This is a genomic window from Paenibacillus sp. GXUN7292 (assembly GCF_050864975.1).
GTDB lineage: Bacteria > Bacillota > Bacilli > Paenibacillales > Paenibacillaceae > Pristimantibacillus.
This window is the reverse complement of record NZ_JBOZWO010000002.1, coordinates 293,066-313,933: the sequence shown is the minus strand read 5'-3', so window position 1 is coordinate 313,933 and position 20,868 is coordinate 293,066. Positions and strand designations below refer to the sequence as shown.

Sequence of the window (20,868 nt, the reverse complement as noted above, 5' to 3'; positions counted from 1 at the left end):
TTAAAAAAAGGCAAGTTTACGAACACCCGCCCAAAATGAGACTGCTCATAATAAAAGTGAACATTAAAGTTAAAAACAACGGTTTAAAATTAAGTATTGGAATGTGAAGAGTCTGTTTTGGCTCAAGCACTTGCATAATACGGTAGTTGATTGCATTTTCCGCAAAGTATACTGCAGCAGCTGCATGCTGCATCCTCCCAACGCTTGAAAGCTTAAGCAGCACATTGCCTAAATGATACTCTGTGCCCATTTGTCTCATTGCAAATTGGTCTGCAAGCAATTCTTTCCATGTCTTAAAGCTTCGCACCATTGTCTTCATCGATGGGATATACCCCATTCCCTCAAGGAGAAGAGTCAGTAAAAAAAGGTTCAGCGGATCCCTGTTCTGGACATGATATTGTTCATGAAGCAGGATCGCTTCAACTTCTTTTTTTGAAAACATGCCGATAACTCCAGAAGAGACAATTATTTGCGGCTTTAAAAGCCCTATTGTCATTGCTATAAACTTCTCATCATTTACAACTATAAATTTTGCTCCCCATTTTCGATACTTTGCATTAAGCAGCTTCGTAAGCTTTATATGTTTTTGGCTATGAAAAATGCCCAGCCATTTCCTAGTTAAGTATATTTGTTTGACAAATCGCCATAACATTCTTCCAAACGTATAAATAATGATTGCATTGATTATAAATGTAAAGATATTGTATGCCAAAGTTGTTTCATTAAATGCACTTATACAATATTGCAGAAAGTTGATAGGAAACCGAATATCCCATATTTGTTGAACAGTATACAGACCCATTTGCGCCAAAACTATAAAGCCAACTACTAATAAAAAAATAAATATAAGATTAATTCTTAGCGCAGGCTTCATATGTTTTTCCTGCTTTTTAGCCGATTTAATTTATCCGATAATTTATTAATCAATTCCGTATCGGCATCTTCCAAAGCATCAATCATATGTCCGACAACAAGATCTCCAAATTCATGAATGAGGCCTTGTGTCACCGCCTTCGTTTGCGTGTGTAGAAATTGCTCCTTGGTTTGCACTGGCTTGAAAATCGTTACCCTGCTTCTACCCTTCCCTTGGGTATTTTTACTTAAATGCTCTTTCTCCAATAAACGGTTCATTACGGTCATTACAGCGTTAAAGGAAATAGGACTTTCCTGATTCAATATAGATTGCACGTCTTTAATGCTCATACCTTCTGACAACCATAGCAGGTTCATTATTTTAGCTTCAAGAGGACCAAAAAAACGGTTCAAGCCTTCTTCATTCATATTGAATTTTTTCACGTTAGCCATTACCTTCACCCCTTACACTACGAATTGTAGTCTATTATTATGCATGGTGTCAATTGCCTATCGGTCTTATCTTTGTCCATGACCTATCAATCGGTATGCCCCATACACGAACAAGAGAAACAGCACATAAATGAAAAACACGGCTATCCAATCTGCAGTACCTGAATGTAAACTATCGCCAACAAGTGTAAAGGCAAACATGACCGGGACTTTGCCTAGAAGCGTCGAAAGCAGAAATAGTTTGAAAGAAAGTCCAAACACACCAGCATATATATTAATAACCGCTGCAGGCATGACAGGAATAATCCGGGCTGTTAACACTGACCAAAAAGTATAGCTTTTTAAAAATTGATCTAACCGTTTTAAAGATTTATACCGGCTTAGCAGCTTTGCTCCCTGCTGCTGCAGTAAAAAACGAAATAAAACATAAATTAATGCGGCGGCCAACGTTGATGCAAACACGCTCATCAGCCCGCCAAGGAATACGCCGTACTTAGCTCCAATCATTCCGCTTACCATGCCAAATGGAATACCAGGAACTGCTGCTAATGCTGCTATAGTTAAAAAATCAGTTATTACGCTCCCTTTCTCTTCTTTCACCCATGCCATTAATAAGTCCAGATTGAATAGAATCAGTATAATGACAAAAAAATTAATCAAGGCAATTATAAATTTATATCCCTTCATTAAACAATACCTAATTTCATTTTATTGTGCGATGCACCCAGATTGATTATAGCTTAAATCCCTTAAGGTTTAAAATATTTATCCGCAAGGAACTGAAAAATCCAAGGTCCACGAATTAGAACTTCCGGCTTGACGATTGTCAATTTCTTTTCCTTAAAACCCGAGGGTATGTCAAATTCAACGTATTCCAGCGCGCCAGTTTGATCATTCAGTTTGCCATGATAGCTTTTTAGTTCAAACCCCAACATATGCAACGATTTTTCTGTATTCGGATTAAAATGCAGATCCAAATACACACGTAAAATATTATCGCTTAACCTTTCAGTCCGTGTAATTGTGACCGGAAATCCGGCGATCGTAAAGGTCTTGTTCAGGTTATCTTCCGTCTTGGTAGGCACTTTGACCGCAACCTTATCTTCGTACTCGACATTAATCTCCGGGATGTGAAGTGTATATGCTGCATTAGTCTGATCCGGGTTAAGTTTAAAATAAAAATCTCTTACGGGTCCTCCGATCCCCGGTATTTTTTCGATTTCCAGCAACTTGCCATCTGCATCCTTTAAACTTAAAGTGCGGCCATTGTGAATGCCATGTACTCCATAATCTATAACTCTAATGTTGCCAGCTTGTTGCGAAATGAGTGAGAGCCTGCCTTTGCTGCCGTTTCTTGAGGCAATTGCAGTAATACTTATGTCGTTTAGAGCTGCTGTCTCGCCCATCTCTTCATAGCTGCCAAACTTTTCGGCCTTCATGAGTGTGAATGGAATCTCGAACTGATTAGGTTCCCTGATGATAATTTTTGCCGGGCCGTCTTCAATATCGAGCTTTCCTTGATACCAATAACCAGCAGACCACTGGTTTACAGATCCAACGGACGTGGAGTGCTTTATTACAAACTCCGCCCCTTTATTATTAACTAAAACAATCTCATTAGGCTTTTGAAAGAACCTGTTGCCCGTCATTGTCAAATAGGTCATTTCCTGATCCACCATAACTCCAGTAACCATAATTTCTCCTAATCCGAGCTGCATGTTAACGGGCTGTTTTAACACATAGCGATTAATTTCCTGCTCTTCTTGCTTTACAATCCCAATACCCGGCACGAACTGGAGTATTCGCTGAATACCTGCGATGACTTGCGGTTGAAACGCAGAGATGGTCAAAATAATAACTAGCAGTCCTACAGCAATAGATGTAAAAATTGATTTCCGGGATAATTTTATAGTCGGTTTCTTGCAACTGGCACCTATAGATTGATTTAATTCTTCTTGAGCACGTTGAATACCCATAAGACTGTGCTGACGAAGCTCCGAAGGCAGCGGAATACTTTTAAATTCTCGTTTCCATTCATGGTTCAAGCCATCCATCCTCCCTTGCCTGTTTCCGTAGTTTTCCAAGTGCCCGATATAATATAGTTTTTGACGTACCGAGAGGAAGCTCTAAAATGTCTGCTGTCTCCTTGATCGTGTGGTCATAAAAGAAGCGTAAAATAATAACACTCTTCTCCTCTTCATTCAACCGATCAATCATGTCCTGAAGCGATAATGACAACGGGATATCAAGCGCTTTTCCGTCATCATTTAATAATTCCTCATACTCTGGCTTTAATGGAACGACTTTGCGTCTTTGCCGAAGCAGATCGATCGAACACCGAATCGCAATGCTGATTAGCCAAGTTTTGAAATATTTAGGCTCCTTTAATCCTTGTAACGCTCGATAGGAGCGATAAGCCGTTTCTTGAACAACATCGAGCGCATCATCCCGATGGTTTAAATATAGGAAAGCGATACGATAAATGTCCGCTTCGAATTGGCTAAATAAATGAATAAATGCATTCTGATCACCGTTCTGTGCTTGCTTGACCCAACTAATAATGCTCATCACCTGCCTGTTCTTGACTATCTATTTATTTGACGGAGATGCTGAGGATTTGGCTTTACATGATTAAAAATTTTCTTATTTGAAGCTTAGGAATACTCTTTTTGTCGGTAATTCAGCTGTTCTTTTGAATAATTAAAAATAATTGCAAAAAAATAACCCAATAGATGAGCACTTATTAGTGTCTATCACTTGGGTTAAAGGAATTTAATAGATCGTATTTTATCCGTTGTCGGGTCGAATTGAATTGTTATAAACACCCCAAATTCATTTCCTTCTTTGTTTCTTAGCCAAAGTTTAAATTTTTCTTCTGACTTCGCAGGTGCTAAATCTACCCGGCCTATGTGCTTATAGTCGATAATTTCCGCATAATCAAATCGTTTTTGAGTTTCTTCTATTGCGATTTCACCCCATTTTGCATAGTCAGGTACAGCTTCGGCGGAAACGGAAGAAATAGTGAATACAGTAATTAAATTAATCATCAGTAGCAGGATCGTCTTAATGTTGAACACCTCCGTGCCTAGTTTCCCCTGATGAATGTGAAATATTCCCATTGTGCATAAAACTTCATATAGAAGCGATCGGTGCTATATATACGCACTGTATAAAGGCTGGCTCAGTAGTGGATCACCTCCCCTAGCTGGTCAGACGTTCCGTTATTACGCCCAAAATCGCAGTTTTGAAGCAGCAAAGTGACACACGTTCCGTTATTGATCCTAAAATCACAAAAAAAGCCTCATTAAGAGGCGTATAGCGGAACGTCTGGCCGCGAAAATTAAAAATTGGCGGTTTGGAGTCATATAACGGAACGTGTGGCCGCGAAAATCAAAAAAGACGGTTTGAGTCAAATTGCAGAACGTGTGTCCATGTCGATCTGATTCGGGCAAACGCAAATAATCTATAAGAGTGATAGAGAGCAAGAATGGGACTGGAGCAGCAGCAAAGTCGCCCGACTTGTAGCAGTCCCATTTTTTGGAGCGTCAAACATCATCCATTTTCTTTACTTCAATGTATTGCAGCACTAGTCCATGTTTCTGTTTTATACTGAAATCATATCCGCCGTATTCAATTGTATGATTCGTTTTGAGCTCAGAGTCTCTAACAAAATACCAGCCGCCAAGCGTGTCGACATGGTCATCTTTCATTGGAATTTGCAGCAAATGTGAGACGTCATCAAGCAGCACCTTCGCATTAATAATATAATGATCCTCATTGACTTTACGTATGTGAGAAATTTCTTCCTCATCGAATTCATCCCGAATTTCCCCAACCAGCTCTTCTACAATATCTTCAACCGTTAACAAGCCTGATGTTCCGCCATATTCGTCTACTAGTATAGACATATGTATGCGTTCAGCTTGCATTTTCTGCAGCACTTCTTTAATTGGTGCCGTTTCAATCACGTTAATGATAGGTTGAACAAACTTGCTGAGTGTAAAAGTAGCACTTGAATCCTTATCCTTAATCCCTTGTAATAATAAATCCTTGATGTTGATATAACCTATAATATTATCTCTATCTCCCTTATAGACAGGATATCTCGTATATTTCTCTTGTGAGATGCGTTCCAGCACAATTTCAAAAGAAGTATTAATTTCAAATCCAACAATTTCTGTTCTAGGAATCATAATTTCCTTGGCATGCTTATCATCAAATTCAAATACATTATTGACGAATTTTAATTCATTATTGTTGATTTCCCCAGACTTATAACTTTCCGCCAATAATAATCTTAATTCCTCTTCCGTGTGTGACACTTCATGCTCACTGGCAGGCTTCATGCCAAAAATACCGACTAAAAAGCGTGCTGAACCATTTAAGAACCAAATAAACGGATACAACAGCTTGTAAAAGATCATAATGGGTTTAGAAAATAACAGCGTTACAGCTTCCGCTTTCTGAATCGCAATCGTTTTGGGTGCCAGTTCTCCTACGACAACGTGTAAAAACGTAGCAATCACAAAAGCAGCACCAATTGTAAAACCATGAATCCAATTAACCGGAATGCCTATGCTTTCAAATAATGGATGCAAAATAAATTCAAAGGTTGATTCGCCAACCATACCAATGCCTAGAGCGGTTACTGTAATTCCTAGTTGACAAGCAGATAAATATTCATCCAAATGAGCGGTGACATGCTTTGCAGCTCTGGATCCTTTTCTTCCCTCTAACGTTAACTGTTCTATTCTTGTTTGTCTCACTTTAACGATTGCAAACTCTGTTGCTACGAAAAATGCGGTTAAAGCTATCAGAATCACAAAAATTGTTAAATTTATCGCTGTCAAAAAGTTCGTCTTACTTAAAGTAAGACTTCACCCCCTATGAAAGTAATAGTAATATCGTTTGCATTAAAGCCACACTATCATTGCGCAGTAATTTATTCATTTTTTTCAAATCTTTTTCATCGGCTAGTTCATTATTTGAAATAAACTGCTGTACTTCTTTATTTAATAGATGAATTTTTGCACGAAGCTCATAAATATCGATTTCTTCGTGAGTCTGACATTCAGCTGCTTTGGGCACAGGATTTTCAAATTGATGCTTTATATCCTGCAAACTGAAGCCTTGTTTTTTCAACCGTTCAATCGTAATTAATCTTTCTATACAGTCTTTTGGATAATGCCTATAGTTATTCTCTGATTTCTTTACTTCTAATAAGCCTAGTTGCGTATAGTAATCTATCGTACGCTTCGTGACACCAGCAGCATCAGCCAATTCACTTATTCTCAATTCTTCCTTCCCATGGTATCCCCTCCACTATCACGTTACACACAAACTAGAACGTTACACTTTATAATAACTATATTATTCCTGCGTTTACAAGAAAATTAGAAAACTCTAATCGTAAAACAAAAAATCCCTTCCCCTACATAGGAGATGAGATTTTAGGACGATTCACGTCAACTTCCGAATATATATTCATTTAGCCTGAACACGTTTTCGATTTTGGTAGTCCAATATAGCTTTATGCAATAAATATTTATTAAAGCTTGGCCACATTTCGTTAGTGAACCATATTTCTGCTTGCGCAGATTGCCATAATAAAAAACCGCTGAGCCGCTTCTCTCCGCTTGTTCGAATAATGAGTTCAGGCGAAGGACAATCGGAGGTATAGAGATGTCGTTCGAACTCTTGCTCAGACAGTTCCTCTTTGCCTTGTTCGGAAACTATGGATTTAATTGCATAAATAATTTCGCTGCGGCCGCCGTAATTCATTGCAAAATTAACGACCATTCCATTATTCGAGCTTGTCATATCTTCTGCAAATTTCATATGCTGCCGGGTATCAGCAGGAAACTTTTGAATATCTCCAATAAAATGGACCTTAATATTGTTTCGATTCATTTCTTCCATGGTTTCATCATTTACAAATTCGTTTACTAGACTAATGATATAGTCCACTTCATTTTTGGGCCGTTTCCAATTTTCTGTGGAAAAAGCATATAACGTTAAATAATCAACGTTCATTTCCCGGCAGTTTCGAATTGTTTCTTTCATCGTGTCCATGCCTGCATAATGTCCGGCCGTACGGGGCAAGCCTCTATTTGTTCCCCACCTGCCGTTGCCGTCCATCATAATTGCGATATGTTTAGGGAAGTTATGATCCCAATCTATCTGTTTAGTTATTTTTTTCATTTTGTTTTTTTCTATCAAATCAAGAATGTTCATTTCTATCACCATTCTTTTCTTCTAATACTATTGCATCTTAAAGTAATTATAACGTATACATACAATGTTTTCCAATATTTTAGTAAAAGATTTAACTCTGATGTCATTACGTATAAAGTATACTTTTTCCAGACGAATTGAAATAGATGGGCAGGAATAAGTTATATCCTAATCGAATGTTTTTAAAGAACTCAACTAGAAAAGAAGGTGTGCTTTATGCCCCAAGGCAAGTATTTTCGTATCGGATACGGAATTGCATTATTTTTATTAATCGTATTTTTGGCAAGCAAGGTAGATTTTTTGTTTAGACCGATAGGTATCGTGTTTCAAACCTTGTTTTTCCCGATTTTTGTTTCTGGTATTTTATACTATGTTCTGCGTCCGGTTATTAAGGGTCTTGAGAAGCTCAAGCTTGCCAGATGGCTGGCTATTTCACTCGTCTATATTGTTGGTCTGGGCATTATTGTGGCCGCGTCCATTTGGGTAGGACCATATATCGTCAATCAGTTCAATTCGCTGGTAGAAAGCTTGCCGCATCTGCTTGCTTCAGCGCAATCCCAGCTTGCAGAATTGCAAAAGCATGCCTGGTTTGGGCAATACCTGCCAAAGAATAAGGTGGACTGGTCTGAAAATGTAGGTGAATATTTAAATCGTGCAACGACGATTACGTTAAATTCAGTTCAAAGTATTATTTCTTTTTTCACTCAATTTCTAATTGTTCTTACTACAGTCCCATTCATCCTGTATTACATGCTTAGCGAGGGCGAGAAGGTGCCGCGTAAAATATTACACTTTCTTCCAGAAGATCAGGTCGATGACGGCCGTCATATTTTAAAAGAAATGGACGAAGCGCTCAGCTCCTATTTGCAAGGAAAAGTGCTGCTCAGCCTCTGTCTCGGCGTTCTAATATTTATTGGGTATGCGGCAATTGGACTGGAGTATCCGTTGATTCTGGCCATTTGCATGATGTTTTTCAACTTGATTCCGTATGTCGGGGGCATAATTGGAGCTGTCCCGGCTGTTATCATCGCTTTGATCGATTCACCTGCCATGGCCATTAAAGTAGTTGTAATCGTGTTGATTGCACAACAAATTGAAGGCAATTTGCTTTCACCGCAAATTATGGGACGGAAGCTTAACATTCATCCGTTAACGATTATTTTAATATTGCTCGTGGCAGGCAGCTTCGGAGGACTGCTCGGCATGTTCCTGGCGGTACCTTTCTACGCTGTTGCACGTGAGATCGTTACTTATTTCTATCAGCTGCACCTGCTGAAAAATCGCAAGAAGAAGATGCAAGCTTAATATAGTAAAAGAAAGCCCACTATTTTTCAATAAAAATAGCGGGCTTTCCTCTGCCTTAATCATCGACTTGCTCGATCAGCTTTTGTAAGACTCTCTCTTGAAAGAAGAATCGGAATAATAAGAATAAAAGCAAAGCCAATAAAATCAAAGGCCGCAAAATGTTGTCCCAGCCACAGCGCAGAAAGCAAGGTTGCCACAATAGGCTCAACTGATGAAAGTAAACTTCCTGCAGTTGCACCGACTCTTTTTATTCCTTCCAAATAAAATACATACGACAAAATCGTTCCGAACAGCACGAGCACACTTAATGACAGAAACACTGACAAATCATAATTCACTTCGTAGATCCACGGCTTGAACAAAACAAATAAAGCTGCCCCGGCGATCAGCATCCCCCAGCCTGTCACTATCAGCGTATCATGCTTCCTCATGAGCCGCTGCGGCTGAATGCTATAAACAGCAAAGGATGCAGCGCTAATTATTCCCCATATTAACGCTTGCGCAGAAATGACAAGATTATCTATGTTCCCATGCGTTGCGATTATAAAAATCCCGATAATAACGAGTAAAATCGATAAAAGCTCAAGGCGGGCCGGTATTCTCTTCGTCCGAAAAACAACATAAATCATTATAAAAATAGGGCTTATGTAGCTAATAAAGGTAGCGGTTGCTGCATTGGATGCCGAAATAGACGCAAAAAAAGCATATTGGCATAAAGCAGTGCCTACGAGTGCAAAAATAAAAATAGGAACAATATTGTTCCGGTCCTGCCAAATTGAAAAGATAGCTGCTTTTCCTTTTCTGAAGCAGGCAACTAGCAAAATAATTACCCCAGCACTTACTAAACGTACAGGAACAAGCCACTCTGCTGTAACAGCTTTGCTTTGAAATAAATATTGACCGCAAACCCCTGCTAAAGCCCAACAAATCCCCCCAAGCATGGCAAATAGATAACCTGTTTTTTTATCAGACTGTTCTCCACTTATCACCGCCACTGCATCCTCTACTGTTTAAAGTAATATACACCCTTCTACTTTTCTAATAGTAAGCTGGAAGCTGGACAATGTAAGTAGCCTAGGCTACAATCTTAATGTTAATGTCATTAATAAATCGGCGCAAAGGAGGATTACATACAATTGCTGTCCGTTAAAGTGCCTGACAATCTTTTTACCTATTTTGATCAGGCTGGGAAAACCGTCACATTTACTGCCGGAGAGCCTATTTATATGCAAGGCGAGCATGCCAATCTCTTTTACCTGATAAAAAAAGGCAGGGTCAGAGTGTATTACATATCGAGCAGCGGAGAAGAATTGACACTGGAAATAGTTGAAAAAGGCCGCTTCGTTGGTGAATCTTCCTTTCTTGGTCATTCCGTTATGCCGACCTCTGTCAGCGCAGTCAATGATGTTGAGTTAAGCTGTTGTACACTAGAGCATTTATATCCTTATATCCATCAATCCAAAGAGCTGACGATGATTATGTTTCAACTGCTTTCTTTTACTTGCTCCAGACTGGCTAATCAATTGAAAAGAGTAACCTTATACAATCGGTTTGAGCGAGTTGCCAGCTTCCTGCTGGACGAAACAGAAAATCCAAATGCTGATCGCAATATTACATCGGCCTGCATCCCATATTCTCATGAAGAGCTGGCTGTTTGTTTAGGTCTTAATCGTGTAACGGTTACGAGAGTTCTTAAGCGATTTAAAGAGGAAGGCTTGATTGAGCTGCAGTATAAGAAGGTAATTATTGTCAACCGTGAGGGGTTAGCTAACGTACTACGGGATACCAAGCTTATCAAAAGATAAGCGGCCCGTTTAGAGCCGCTTATCTTTACTTTCACTTAATGAACGGCGCCTGAATTAGGCGCTGGCATTTGTGCACCGCTTGCAGGTGCGTAAGCTTGCAATATTTGCTGCATATCCGCTTGGTTTAATTGAGGAACCTGATAGTATCCTCTTTGATTTTGATACATAAACAATTCGTAAGACATTTCAATAAAGTTTTGTACCTGAGAAGCCAATACACGTCTTACGACTGGGTTAGTCGTCTCCAAAGCCGATTTTGTCAAAAGCGAAGCATGCGATTTAATATGCCCTTGCATATAGTCGCAAATGTTTTGATCTTTTATTTCAGAAAGTGTCTGCACAGGTTTACATGGCTGGCTTGGCTGCATGCCATATACAGGCTCTAGAACATTATCAATTAAATAAGTGGACGTTTTTTCACTTGGTGCCTGGCCAGTTTTAAAACATTCTACAGTAATATTATATTGTGACTCCATGAATTGATATTGCTTGTCCAAAATTCTTATCAATTCCGGATCTTGAGCATACTGCCTGTACATCATAAATTGATCCAACGCGCCGATTGCACAGCTTAGCACTTCGTGCACATCAAATAGCTCATGCCCCCCATGATTCATATTTGCTGCTACTTGAGAATTTCCATTTTTTGTTGTTGCTTGTTGCTGTTGCATTGTGACAGCTCCTTTTATTTATAATTGTACTGATATTCCTAATATGGTTTAATGAGGTTTGGTTTATGCGAACTTTTGCATTCACAATTATTGTGAAAAATATTGTTCCGCATCATCTTGCCTTTTGTCTCACTAATGGTTTGAACAGATCAGCTTTATTCGTCTTGTTCGTTTTGTTCGTTTTATTCGTATTCCCTTTTTCTTCTTCTTTTTCAGGCGTAACTGCAAAAAAGGTAAGCAATCCTCCTATAGCGCCCAGGCTGGCCATCGTGCCGAACAAAAGCCAATGACCGCCCATCATTAATAAGGAGACGACGGATGGGCCAAGCGTTACGCCAATGAAGCGCATGCTGCTGTACAATGAAGTAATGGTGCCTCGGCTGTCCTTTTCAATGCCATTAGTAATGAGCGCGTCCATACAAGGCAGTACCATCCCTACTCCAATCCCGCTTAAACTTAAAAAGCCTACCATGAAATAAATTTCGCTTGAGAAGCCCGTTATAAGCATTGCTGCTCCAAGCAGCACCATTCCGCTAAAACCTAGCCATTTCATCCTCGTTTTATTTTGCCCAATTATTTTTCCGCTGCCATAAGAGGCTAGACAAAGAAGAGCTAGCGGAATAGCTAACACATACCCTTTTACTGCACCGTGCAAATTATATTTCGACTCTAAAATTTCTGATAAATAAAACAATACCCCAAAAATGACGAACATACAGATGCCGCCAATTGTAAATATTGCATAAAGCCAGCGCCCTTTTTCCTTCAATATATCCTTGATTTCTGATAAAAAAACTTTTAGCTCCTTTTTGGAGCTCTGTTCCTGCTTCTTCGGTTTTTTAACAAGAAATATGACTAACCCAAATGAAATGACACACAAGATTGGAATCGCAATAAAAGGCGCATACCATAGCAACAGACCTAAATACGCGCCCAGTATCGGACTGACCACCTTGCCAAATGTATTGGCGGTTTCTATGATGCCGAGTCCTTTGCTTGCTTCTTTTTCATCTTTAAACAGGTCGCCAATAAATGGTATAACGATAGGAAAAGCTCCCGCTGCCCCTACTCCCTGCAGTAATCTGCCCGCCAATATAACATAATAAGCGCTGATCCCTTCCATAAACCATGCAGCCGCTACGCATATCCCGCCTCCAGCTGCTGTTATAAGCAAACTGGGAAGAATAATTATTTTGCGTCCAAACCGATCTGATAAATAGCCTGCAATTGGGATCATCACGATCGCAATTAAACCATATACCGTAATGATCATACTGACTTGAAACGCGCTTACATGGAGCTCTTTAGAAATTTGGGGCAAAATAGGTATGAGCATGGAGTTGCCAAGCGTCATAATTAGCGGAATAGAAGCTAGAGCAAAAAGAGCCCCTTTTTGACTCTTCATGGACGACCCACCTTTTTTGTATTCACATGCTGATTATTGTGGTTTCTTTGCCGGTAATTATTCACCCTGTGAATTGTCTGACAGTAATAAGGCTGCAAACATGGACGTATATGCCCTTTGGTAAAGAATAACACTTTGCATTGTATAAGGATAAATAACCCAAGCATAAAAAAACGCAGCCATTCTGTAAAGAATGATTGCGTTTATATATTCTTATTGCCGTAACGATTCAGTCATTTTATTCGCTTTCCACATTACAGTAATGACAAGTCCGACAAACATGACAACAGCGGAAAATATATAAGGATAATTAACATTAATATCGAATAATATTCCGCTTAACGCAGGTCCGACAACCGTACCCAGGCTTGTGTAGGTTGAGTTCATCCCAGCGACGAAGCCCTGCTCCTTCCCTGCTGCTTTGGATAAAAACGTCGTTAACGCTGGACGGAGCAAATCGAAAGCCAAAAAAATAAAGGACGTAACGATTAGGACGAGCAAGAAGCCTGAAATCATCGTGGATACGACAGCCAGTCCCGCTCCTACAATCAAACAAAGCTGAATCAGCTTCTTTTCTCCAATGACATCAACCATTTTACTGAATAAAAATACTTGAACGATAGCGCCGAAGATTGAGCTGATCGTAATAATCGAGGCGATATCTTTAGGCGTAAAACCAAATTTATGGTCGGTGAACAAGCTAAATACGGTCTCGTAAGCAGACAAACCGAAAGAAAGAATAAAAACAATTACAAATGCTACAAAATATAGCGGCTTGACTGATTTTTTTAAATCTTTAAAGAAAGTCGATTGCTTGGCATGTCGTGATATTTCTGCAAGCTGTTCCTTTGATAAAGGCTCCTTCAAAAAGAAAATGGATGATATACATGCGACAAATGCAATAGCAGCAGCAAAATAAAAGGGGGCGCGTACGCCTAATTCAGCTACAAAACCGCCAATGCCCGGCCCAATAATAAAGCCGGTGCTAATCGCAGCTGACATATAGCCCATCGCTTTTGGCCGTTCTTCAATGGAAGTGACATCCGCAATATAGGCAGTAACGCCTGGCATAACAAACGCGGCACTAATGCCGCCCAATACTCTGGACAAGTATAGAACAGGCACATGCTCGCCTATACCAAAGATTAACTCTGACAAACCGAAAAGAAAAAGGCCGATAATAATCATTTTTTTGCGCCCGTACTGATCCACCCAGCGTCCTGCGAGCGGAGACATAATAAGCTGTGCAATAGCAAAGGCTGCCATTAAATAACCCATCGTTTGACCATTCAAATGCATGATATTTATAAACGATGGCATAACTGGAATAATAAGACCGACGCCAAGAAATACGATAAATATATTGCTAAGTAAAATAACTAATACGAGCTTTTGCTCTTTTATTGATTTTTGCATAGTGAAACTCCTCTTTTGTAGCATCAACGATGTGTAATCCCTCTCCAAAATACGCGCCATGAGGATTCTAATTTGGTGCGCAGCCTTTGCTCATCATTGCCATAAACAAGCTCCATCATTATCGAATCCATTATGCCTAAAAAAGCATAGGTTGGCGTCATTGCTTCATCTTTCAGAATTGTATCGGCATCAATCCACTCCTGAAACTTGCTTTTCAGAATAGCCTGCACCTTACTTTCAATATCGATAACGTCGTATTCGATCTGTTCGGCGAGATGAGCCGGTGGGAAAAACGTCATTCTTAGCCAAAATTTCATTTGTTCATCTTTTTGAAAAAGATCGATTATGAACAATAAAAAGCCATATAGATCCTTCTCAGGCTGCTGTGAATCCTTCTTATTGAAGTATGCCACGATGGCGGACCATTCACTCTCCTTCACATCGCGCAGCACTTGAAGAAACAGATCGTCCTTTCCTTTAAAATGGGCATAAATAGATTGCTTCTTCATCCCCACTTCATCTGCTATTTGAGAAAGCGACGCGCCTTCGTATCCATGAATAGTAAAATACTTAAGCGCAGCTTCTTTGATTTCATCACTTTTCAGCAGTATCACCCCACTTTTTAACGAACGTTCGTCAGGTAATATTATCAGAAAATAAATGGACAGGCAAGTATATTTTTTGCAAAAAAAATTGCCACGCCTTTAGCGTGACAATATAAGCATAGATTCAAGCTGACATACGCGCCTGGAAAGAATAATTTGAGTACATCGATGGTAAATGTCCCATTTGCGGTTGAAACGATTTCCCATATTCCCCAATTGCCGTAACCTGAGCCGGGTGATCCATTTGAATCAGTCTCAGCACTGCTTCTACTTCGCCATTCAAATAGGCTTCAGCAAGCTTCTTTAGTCCGGCAGCATCCGAATCCTCTATTATGAACTGTTCCAGATTGCTCTCATACTGCAGCCCTTTAAGATTTTTACGCGCTCTATGATAAGCAGTTTTAACTGCACCTTCTGTTGTGTTAAGCTTTTTTGCTGTCTCGGCTGAGGAGTAGCCAAGCACGCCCCTCATCAGAGTGACTGTTCGCTGCAATGGGGTCAAGTGCTTGATAAGAAGCTGAAAGGCGATCTCTAAATTAAAACGGCTAAAGCTTGAATCTGTTTGCTCGCTGCATTGCTCTTGATAGCGATTCAAAATACGATCAAAAACCTTCTTTCGGCGGACATGATCAATCCAGGTGTTTTTTGCTGTGCGCAGCAAAAGCGCTTCAATATTGTTATGCTGCTGAAGGTTAATCGACTCGAGAAATTTTATCCATGTGGCCTGTTTGAGGTCGTCGGATTCCCAATCGCAATTTGTAAGCGACAGACAGTATCTGCCGAGAGAAGCATTCAACTTCTCTATATCTATATTTCCCTGCTCCGATAGTTGAATGGGTTGTTTCATTTTCCGAAATCACTCCTTAACCACTTTTAGTTCTATCTTATATGTAAACGATTCATGCATGCCAAACGTTACGCTGCTTTGAAAAAATAAAAAAACTATTTTTAGGTGAAATCCGTATCCTTTTACATAGCTCATTCGTTTACTTGTCATTCCATACTTTTGAGGAGGAGAAAACAGTGAACAATTACGTACCTTATGTTGTTGAACAGTCCAGTCGCGGTGAGCGTTCTTACGACATTTATTCGAGACTGCTGAAGGATCGCATCGTGTTTGTCGGTTCGGAAATAACGGATACGCTCGCGAATAGTATTATCGCACAATTGCTATTTTTGACGGCAGAGGATCCGGATAAAGATATTCATATGTACATTAATAGCCCTGGCGGTTCTGTGAGCGCAGGCTTCGGCATCTATGATACGATGCAGTTTATAAAGCCTAAAATTCATACCATATGCACAGGCTTTGCCGCATCTTTCGGTTCCATGCTGCTGCTGGCTGGCGCCAAAGGCTATCGCACCGCTCTGCCCAATAGTGAAATTATGATTCATCAGCCGCATGGCGGCGTTCAAGGCCAAGCAAGCGATATTGCAATCAGTGCAAGGCGTATTTTAAAATTACGGGAGAAAATTGTTCGCATTACGTCTGAACGCACAGGGCAGCCTGTCGAAATAATCGAAAGAGATATGGATCGCGATTTCTTCATGACCGCTGAGGAAGCGCTGGAATACGGCATTATAGACAAAGTGCTCACAACCAATTAGATGCTCATAGAGCGCAATGGCTGCCAATATTGCTGGCAGCCTTTGTATTTTGATCATAAATAACGGTCAAACCAATCACTGGTCCTCTTAAGGCGCTCCAAGCGCAATGATGGTATTCCGTTTCGTGGCAGCGCATGATTGGATTTGGGGAAACGTACAAATTCAGTCTCCTTTCCAAGCCGCTTCAGAGCGGTATACAGCTCTTCTGCCTGGCCAATAGGGCAGCGCAGATCCTGCTCCCCATGCAAAATAAGCAAAGGTGTCTGTATATTTTTCACATATGCAAGCGGCGATCGGGCCCATAGCTTTTCAGCATCCTCCCAGGGATTACCTTCTATCTCCCCTTCAGTATATGAAATCCCTATATCGCTAGTACCGAAAAATGAAAGCCAATTCGAGATGGAACGCTCAGTAACCGCTGCGCGAAAACGGTCATTTTGCCCGACGATCCAGCTCGTCAAAAAGCCGCCATAGCTTCCTCCGCATACACCGAGCCTGTTTTCATCAATAAAATTATAATGGCTTAATACGTAATCAACGGCATCTAATAAATCCTCATAATCCCGACCGCCAAAGTCGCCCCGGCACGCTTGTGCAAAATGCTGGCCATATCCAAAGCTGCCGCGCGGATTAATAAATAGAATGCCATATCCTTTAGCTGCTAAAGCTTGAAACTCGTGGCTGTACGAATTCCCGTATAAAGCATGAGGACCCCCATGAATATGAAGCAGCATAGGGTATTTTTCACCGCTTTCCATTAGGGAAGGCTTCATAAGCCAGCCCTGCAGCTCCCATTCGTCAGCGGTCGTAAACCAAAAAGATTGTGGCGTGCTAACTTCCTTCTCTCTCATTATTTGATCATTCCACGCCGTTAAGCGCAACTCTTTCTTTGTAAAAGTATCTATTCGATACAGCTCTCCAGGACTAGCCGCATCGGATGAGGCGGCAATTATATAACGTCCATCCGCCGATATGGCAAGCTGATACACATCCCTATCGCCGCTTGTTACCGCCTCATAGCTGCCTTTTCTTGAAAAACGGTAGACATGAGCATTGCCGTGCAGCGAGCCAATCACATACATTGGCGATTCATCGCTTACGCTGCCATACAACGGTGCAGGCGAGGTTCCAAATGATTTCATATCGCTCAGCACAACATTCCCAATTTGCATATCAAGTTGGCTATTTATAATAGCCGGTATTCCGTCGCTTATTTGAATAGTATACAGGTTATTATGTGTAGCACTGCCATAAGCTCTGTCATTGGCGATGAAATCTATTGTATCACCTTTAGGCGAGTAGCTCGCTTGACTAATAAACAAGCTGGAATCTGTTAATTTAACAATCTTTCCATCAGATATATTAATTTTATAAATATCGCTGAAGATAAGCAGATCAGGATCAAGAACAGGATCATCTACGATTTTGGCCAAATAAGCCAGCTCTTCCCCATCTGGTGACCAGAAAGGCTGAGATGCAACTATGTCGCCATAAGTCAGCAGTTGCGTATGGGTACCCTCAGCTTCTATTACAAAAAGATGTGTGTATCGGCCATCCCACCACCCGGAACCCTCCGCTCTCGGGCTTGTTCGCGAGAAGGATTGCCCTGTAATGGTTTGTTCGTTCAATTTTCCTATTCCGGAAATTTTCTCTGCTTCCGCTTGCGTACGAGCAGTGTAAGCAATACGCAATCCATCCGGTGACCAAACAAATGTTTCTACCCCATACTTGGCACTCGTTAGCTGAACCGCATCTCCTCCTTGCCAGGGCTTGATCCAAATCTGCTTTCCTTCTGCACCAGGTCGCAAAAAGGCAAGCTTTTTACCGCATGGCGACCATATTGGAAGCTCATCTTTATCTCCTTCAGTAAATGAACGGTCATTACAGCCATCAAGTTCAACAAGACGGACATTCGATCTGTAACTATTGTTTTCTTTATCCACAGTTTTAAAGATGTAAGCTATCGTACCGCTTTGAGAGTTTACAGACGGATCGCTAATCCAAGCGTATGCATATAGATCCTCTGCCGTTATAATACCTTTTCTAATCATCATTTTTTCACCTGCCCGATAGACGATTCCTCTAAAAAAGCGATTGCGATCGCAGCCAGCATCGCTATGCCATATGGGAGCGCCTGCTCATCCAAATCGAACATGGGATGATGCAGCGGATAACTCGAATACGGTTGATTGTCGCAAACCCCCAAACGAAAGAAAACACTGGGAACGCGTTCGGAATAATAGGCAAAGTCTTCACCGCCAGTTGAAGGTTTAGCATATACCCACCTTTTTTCGCCGAATAAGCGCTCGCTTGTTTGAGTGACAAAATCGACCATTCTTTCATCATTTACGACGACAGGATAACCGATCGAATAGCTGAATTCATAATCAGCTCCGTATGACTGTGTAACGCCGCGAATAATAGATTCAATCAGCTGCGGCATTTTTTCACGCACAGCCGGACTTAACGTTCTGACAGTGCCTGCCATATTGACATCCGGTGCGATTGCGGAGTCCATAAATCCGCCTTCAATTTTGCCGATCGACACGACAACCGGCTCCAAAGGATCGACCAAACGGCTGGCGATATGCTGAAGAGCATTAATCACTTGAGCTGCAACTGCGATAGCATCGATTCCTTCATGCGGACGTGCTGCATGACCGCCCTTGCCGATAATTTTGATATGAATGCTGTCTACGGAAGCAAATGCTACGCCTTTCGCAACTGAAATCGACTTCGTTGGCAAGCTGGGAAATACGTGCAAGCCTGCCATCGCATCCACCTTGGGATTTTCCAGCAAGCCGTCCTCAATCATAGCTTTTGCGCCTGCCAGCCCTTCCTCTGCCGGTTGAAACACGAATTTTATATTGCCCTGCTTTGGTTTTCCCAAGCTTGACAATAATTGCGCTGCGCCCATTAGCATGCTTGTATGCGCATCATGTCCGCATAAATGTGCTTTCCCGGCTATGGCAGATCGGTATGATACAGTTTTCTGATCTTGGATAGGCAGTGCATCCATATCCGCTCTCAAACCGATTGTAGGTCCAGGCTTCTCACCTCTTAAAATAGCTACAACGCCTGTTTTTCCTACCTGGGTCCTCACTTCCAAGCCAAGCTTAGTCAAGTGTTCGGCTACAATTCGCGACGTGCGATGCTCCTCAAATCCAATTTCGGGATGCTGATGAAAGTCCCTGCGCCACGCAACTGCCTGCTCCTTTAACTTTTGCGCCAAATCGATAAGTCCATCCAATTGCAATGCGGCATCCTCCTTTTTGTATGCTTCTGCTTAACAAATCTATGTAGATTGCACCAATAAACATACTTATTTTTTTAGTTTATTATAGCGAACAGTTTTCGACACATCAATACAATTCACATTAGAATACTAGGATTTAATGCAAGACTGCAGCCAGATTGCTGCAGCCTTCCCACAAAATTGCTGTTTTCAATATTTCACGCCTGCAGATCCTAAAAAAAGGCAGCCGCCTCTTTAGCAGTACGCTCCGGTGTTTTCAACGATAAATATTCACCGTGCAGAAAGGTAAATACATTCATATCACTTGTCCCCAAAGCGCCCAATGTAAGTCTTGGAACAATTCTAATATGTGCTGGATAGGCAGCATTGGCTTTCTTTGGAAGAATGATCATCATATTAAAGCTGGCTACACCGATCTTTTTGAAAAGTGAAAAGAAGCTCAGCATGCTGGATGCCAGATCTCGCCAATCCTGCTCCTGTAATTGCACGATAGCAGGCATATGTTCAAACAGGCCTATGAAATCATAATGGCTTTTTGGCGCATAAGCATGGAGCCAGTTCATCGATCCTTTGCGTCCTATCCATCTTTGCTGCAGCTGTTTTTCCGTGTCTAGCAAATCTGCATAGAAAGATGTTCCGAACTGATTATAATAGCGCTCACTATACATAATGGCTTTCTGATCATAATTTGTAGGCTTTTCAGATGCTAGAACGTGTAAATGCGGATGCAGGATGCTTCCGCCAGATGGAGGCAAGTAATTCCAATTAATTGACAAATGATCAGTTTTACGGTCCGCGTCAATAACCTTTTGCAAATATGTATGAGCAGTTCTCAGACTATCGTAAATAACTTGCTCTGAAAACTGTTCAAGAGGAACATAGTGCTGTTCCGTCATCCTTACGACACCATTATGTTTGGCATAAGGAAACAAATTAGGAAACAGGATTGCCTCTCCATTGGTCAGCTTGCCGTCATTTACTAATTGTTCTGGATAAGCAGGTGTTGCCTTCCATACATTTTCAGAACAAAATGGACATTTGCTGCCGCTCGTGCTGATGCCGACTTCACTATAATCAGACGGCATGAATGGCGCGCCTGGATCAAATAGAATACGAGAGCTTTCTCCCGTTAATGGATCAAGCCTGATTTCTGTTTCCCTGCTAATAAGCTTGCCTTCCTGCATCGGATCGTGAAAAGCAGAAAGCTCCTTATGAGCGTGAAATGAAATAGCCAATAGCCTCTCCCCTTCTCCCATTA

21 protein-coding genes are annotated in these 20,868 nt (G+C 41.0%); 3 read left to right on the top strand and 18 right to left on the bottom strand.

What is annotated here, in order from left to right; genetic code table 11:
* Nucleotides 1-16: 16 nt before the first annotated feature.
* The 9 genes from ACRRU2_RS04065 to uppS form a co-directional block, all read right to left on the bottom strand.
* The gene (locus tag ACRRU2_RS04065; protein ID WP_432500029.1) at nt 17-874 is read right to left on the bottom strand and encodes a M56 family metallopeptidase; all 858 of its coding nucleotides are present in this window, start codon (nt 872-874) and stop codon (nt 17-19) included.
* Nucleotides 871-1,305 (bottom strand): BlaI/MecI/CopY family transcriptional regulator, encoded by a 435-nt coding sequence (locus ACRRU2_RS04060; RefSeq protein WP_432500028.1) that lies wholly within the window; start codon nt 1,303-1,305, stop codon nt 871-873. Before ACRRU2_RS04060 ends, ACRRU2_RS04065 begins: the two co-directional genes overlap by 4 nt.
* A gap of 66 nt (nt 1,306-1,371) precedes the next feature.
* On the bottom strand, nt 1,372-1,992 hold the full coding sequence (locus ACRRU2_RS04055) for a TVP38/TMEM64 family protein (RefSeq protein WP_432500027.1): 621 nt from the start codon (nt 1,990-1,992) through the stop codon (nt 1,372-1,374).
* 62 nt (nt 1,993-2,054) lie between these two features.
* Complete coding sequence (locus ACRRU2_RS04050) at nt 2,055-3,350, bottom strand: hypothetical protein (protein WP_432500026.1); 1,296 nt, start codon at nt 3,348-3,350, stop codon at nt 2,055-2,057.
* A complete protein-coding gene (locus tag ACRRU2_RS04045) occupies nt 3,340-3,873 on the bottom strand; it encodes a sigma-70 family RNA polymerase sigma factor (protein ID WP_331699477.1) in 534 nt (177 codons plus the stop codon). The genes ACRRU2_RS04050 and ACRRU2_RS04045 overlap by 11 nt, the downstream gene beginning before the upstream one ends.
* Nucleotides 3,874-4,067: 194 nt before the next feature.
* Nucleotides 4,068-4,352, bottom strand: coding sequence for a DUF3889 domain-containing protein (locus tag ACRRU2_RS04040; RefSeq protein WP_432500024.1), 285 nt, complete (start codon nt 4,350-4,352; stop codon nt 4,068-4,070).
* 498 nt (nt 4,353-4,850) lie between these two features.
* Complete coding sequence (locus ACRRU2_RS04035) at nt 4,851-6,155, bottom strand: hemolysin family protein (RefSeq protein WP_331699479.1); 1,305 nt, start codon at nt 6,153-6,155, stop codon at nt 4,851-4,853.
* A gap of 34 nt (nt 6,156-6,189) precedes the next feature.
* Entirely contained in the window at nt 6,190-6,600 is a 411-nt protein-coding gene (locus ACRRU2_RS04030) for a MerR family transcriptional regulator (RefSeq protein ID WP_432500022.1), read from the bottom strand.
* A gap of 189 nt (nt 6,601-6,789) precedes the next feature.
* Entirely contained in the window at nt 6,790-7,539 is a 750-nt protein-coding gene (gene uppS / locus ACRRU2_RS04025; RefSeq protein ID WP_432500021.1) for a polyprenyl diphosphate synthase, read from the bottom strand.
* A gap of 216 nt (nt 7,540-7,755) precedes the next feature.
* Here uppS and ACRRU2_RS04020 point away from each other — a divergent pair, with 216 nt between their 5' ends.
* On the top strand, nt 7,756-8,844 hold the full coding sequence (locus ACRRU2_RS04020) for an AI-2E family transporter (RefSeq protein ID WP_432500020.1): 1,089 nt from the start codon (nt 7,756-7,758) through the stop codon (nt 8,842-8,844).
* Between the two features lie 59 nt (nt 8,845-8,903).
* Here ACRRU2_RS04020 and ACRRU2_RS04015 read toward each other — a convergent pair whose 3' ends face one another.
* On the bottom strand, nt 8,904-9,833 hold the full coding sequence (locus ACRRU2_RS04015; RefSeq protein ID WP_432500018.1) for a DMT family transporter: 930 nt from the start codon (nt 9,831-9,833) through the stop codon (nt 8,904-8,906).
* 147 nt (nt 9,834-9,980) lie between these two features.
* Between ACRRU2_RS04015 and ACRRU2_RS04010 the strand changes: the two genes are divergently transcribed.
* Entirely contained in the window at nt 9,981-10,649 is a 669-nt protein-coding gene (locus ACRRU2_RS04010) for a Crp/Fnr family transcriptional regulator (protein WP_432500017.1), read from the top strand.
* Nucleotides 10,650-10,684: 35 nt separating this feature from the next.
* Here the strand turns inward: ACRRU2_RS04010 and ACRRU2_RS04005 are convergent, their stop codons facing one another.
* From ACRRU2_RS04005 to ACRRU2_RS03985, 5 genes are all read right to left on the bottom strand, one after another.
* Nucleotides 10,685-11,320, bottom strand: coding sequence for a spore coat protein (locus ACRRU2_RS04005; RefSeq protein WP_432500016.1), 636 nt, complete (start codon nt 11,318-11,320; stop codon nt 10,685-10,687).
* A gap of 112 nt (nt 11,321-11,432) precedes the next feature.
* Nucleotides 11,433-12,725: an MFS transporter gene (locus tag ACRRU2_RS04000; protein WP_432500015.1), complete on the bottom strand. Its 1,293-nt coding sequence runs from the start codon at nt 12,723-12,725 to the stop codon at nt 11,433-11,435.
* A 213-nt stretch (nt 12,726-12,938) separates the two neighbouring features.
* On the bottom strand, nt 12,939-14,141 hold the full coding sequence (locus ACRRU2_RS03995; RefSeq protein ID WP_331702008.1) for an MFS transporter: 1,203 nt from the start codon (nt 14,139-14,141) through the stop codon (nt 12,939-12,941).
* Nucleotides 14,142-14,164: 23 nt separating this feature from the next.
* On the bottom strand, nt 14,165-14,755 hold the full coding sequence (locus tag ACRRU2_RS03990) for a TetR/AcrR family transcriptional regulator (RefSeq protein ID WP_432500014.1): 591 nt from the start codon (nt 14,753-14,755) through the stop codon (nt 14,165-14,167).
* Nucleotides 14,756-14,870: 115 nt separating this feature from the next.
* Nucleotides 14,871-15,593 carry an RNA polymerase sigma factor gene (locus ACRRU2_RS03985; protein WP_432500013.1) on the bottom strand — a complete coding sequence of 241 codons (723 nt, stop codon included), beginning with the start codon at nt 15,591-15,593 and terminating at the stop codon, nt 14,871-14,873.
* A 176-nt stretch (nt 15,594-15,769) separates the two neighbouring features.
* On the opposite strand from ACRRU2_RS03985, the gene clpP reads away from it, so the two are divergent.
* Entirely contained in the window at nt 15,770-16,354 is a 585-nt protein-coding gene (gene clpP / locus ACRRU2_RS03980) for an ATP-dependent Clp endopeptidase proteolytic subunit ClpP (protein WP_331702011.1), read from the top strand.
* Between the two features lie 53 nt (nt 16,355-16,407).
* Here the strand turns inward: clpP and ACRRU2_RS03975 are convergent, their stop codons facing one another.
* The 3 genes from ACRRU2_RS03975 to ACRRU2_RS03965 all read right to left on the bottom strand — a co-directional run bounded on the left by ACRRU2_RS03975 (nt 16,408) and on the right by ACRRU2_RS03965 (nt 20,845).
* Nucleotides 16,408-18,408, bottom strand: a complete 2,001-nt coding sequence (locus ACRRU2_RS03975; protein WP_432500012.1) for a S9 family peptidase — start codon at nt 18,406-18,408, stop codon at nt 16,408-16,410.
* On the bottom strand, nt 18,405-19,610 hold the full coding sequence (locus ACRRU2_RS03970; protein WP_432500011.1) for a M20 metallopeptidase family protein: 1,206 nt from the start codon (nt 19,608-19,610) through the stop codon (nt 18,405-18,407). The genes ACRRU2_RS03975 and ACRRU2_RS03970 overlap by 4 nt, the downstream gene beginning before the upstream one ends.
* Nucleotides 19,611-19,822: 212 nt before the next feature.
* Entirely contained in the window at nt 19,823-20,845 is a 1,023-nt protein-coding gene (locus tag ACRRU2_RS03965; RefSeq protein ID WP_432500010.1) for a hypothetical protein, read from the bottom strand.
* Between the last annotated feature and the right edge of the window lie 23 nt (nt 20,846-20,868).

What these genes read in the sequence shown, in the direction of transcription:
- ACRRU2_RS04065 (WP_432500029.1), bottom strand. Translation starts at nt 874, where the DNA reads ATGAAGCCTGCGCTAAGAATTAATCTTATATTTATTTTTTTATTAGTA.
- ACRRU2_RS04060 (WP_432500028.1), bottom strand. Translation starts at nt 1,305, where the DNA reads ATGGCTAACGTGAAAAAATTCAATATGAATGAAGAAGGCTTGAACCGT.
- ACRRU2_RS04055 (WP_432500027.1), bottom strand. Translation starts at nt 1,992, where the DNA reads ATGAAGGGATATAAATTTATAATTGCCTTGATTAATTTTTTTGTCATT.
- ACRRU2_RS04045 (WP_331699477.1), bottom strand. Translation starts at nt 3,873, where the DNA reads ATGAGCATTATTAGTTGGGTCAAGCAAGCACAGAACGGTGATCAGAAT.
- ACRRU2_RS04040 (WP_432500024.1), bottom strand. Translation starts at nt 4,352, where the DNA reads ATGATTAATTTAATTACTGTATTCACTATTTCTTCCGTTTCCGCCGAA.
- uppS (WP_432500021.1), bottom strand. Translation starts at nt 7,539, where the DNA reads ATGAACATTCTTGATTTGATAGAAAAAAACAAAATGAAAAAAATAACT.
- ACRRU2_RS04020 (WP_432500020.1), top strand. Translation starts at nt 7,756, where the DNA reads ATGCCCCAAGGCAAGTATTTTCGTATCGGATACGGAATTGCATTATTT.
- ACRRU2_RS04005 (WP_432500016.1), bottom strand. Translation starts at nt 11,320, where the DNA reads ATGCAACAGCAACAAGCAACAACAAAAAATGGAAATTCTCAAGTAGCA.
- ACRRU2_RS04000 (WP_432500015.1), bottom strand. Translation starts at nt 12,725, where the DNA reads ATGAAGAGTCAAAAAGGGGCTCTTTTTGCTCTAGCTTCTATTCCGCTA.
- ACRRU2_RS03995 (WP_331702008.1), bottom strand. Translation starts at nt 14,141, where the DNA reads ATGCAAAAATCAATAAAAGAGCAAAAGCTCGTATTAGTTATTTTACTT.
- ACRRU2_RS03985 (WP_432500013.1), bottom strand. Translation starts at nt 15,593, where the DNA reads ATGAAACAACCCATTCAACTATCGGAGCAGGGAAATATAGATATAGAG.
- ACRRU2_RS03975 (WP_432500012.1), bottom strand. Translation starts at nt 18,408, where the DNA reads ATGATGATTAGAAAAGGTATTATAACGGCAGAGGATCTATATGCATAC.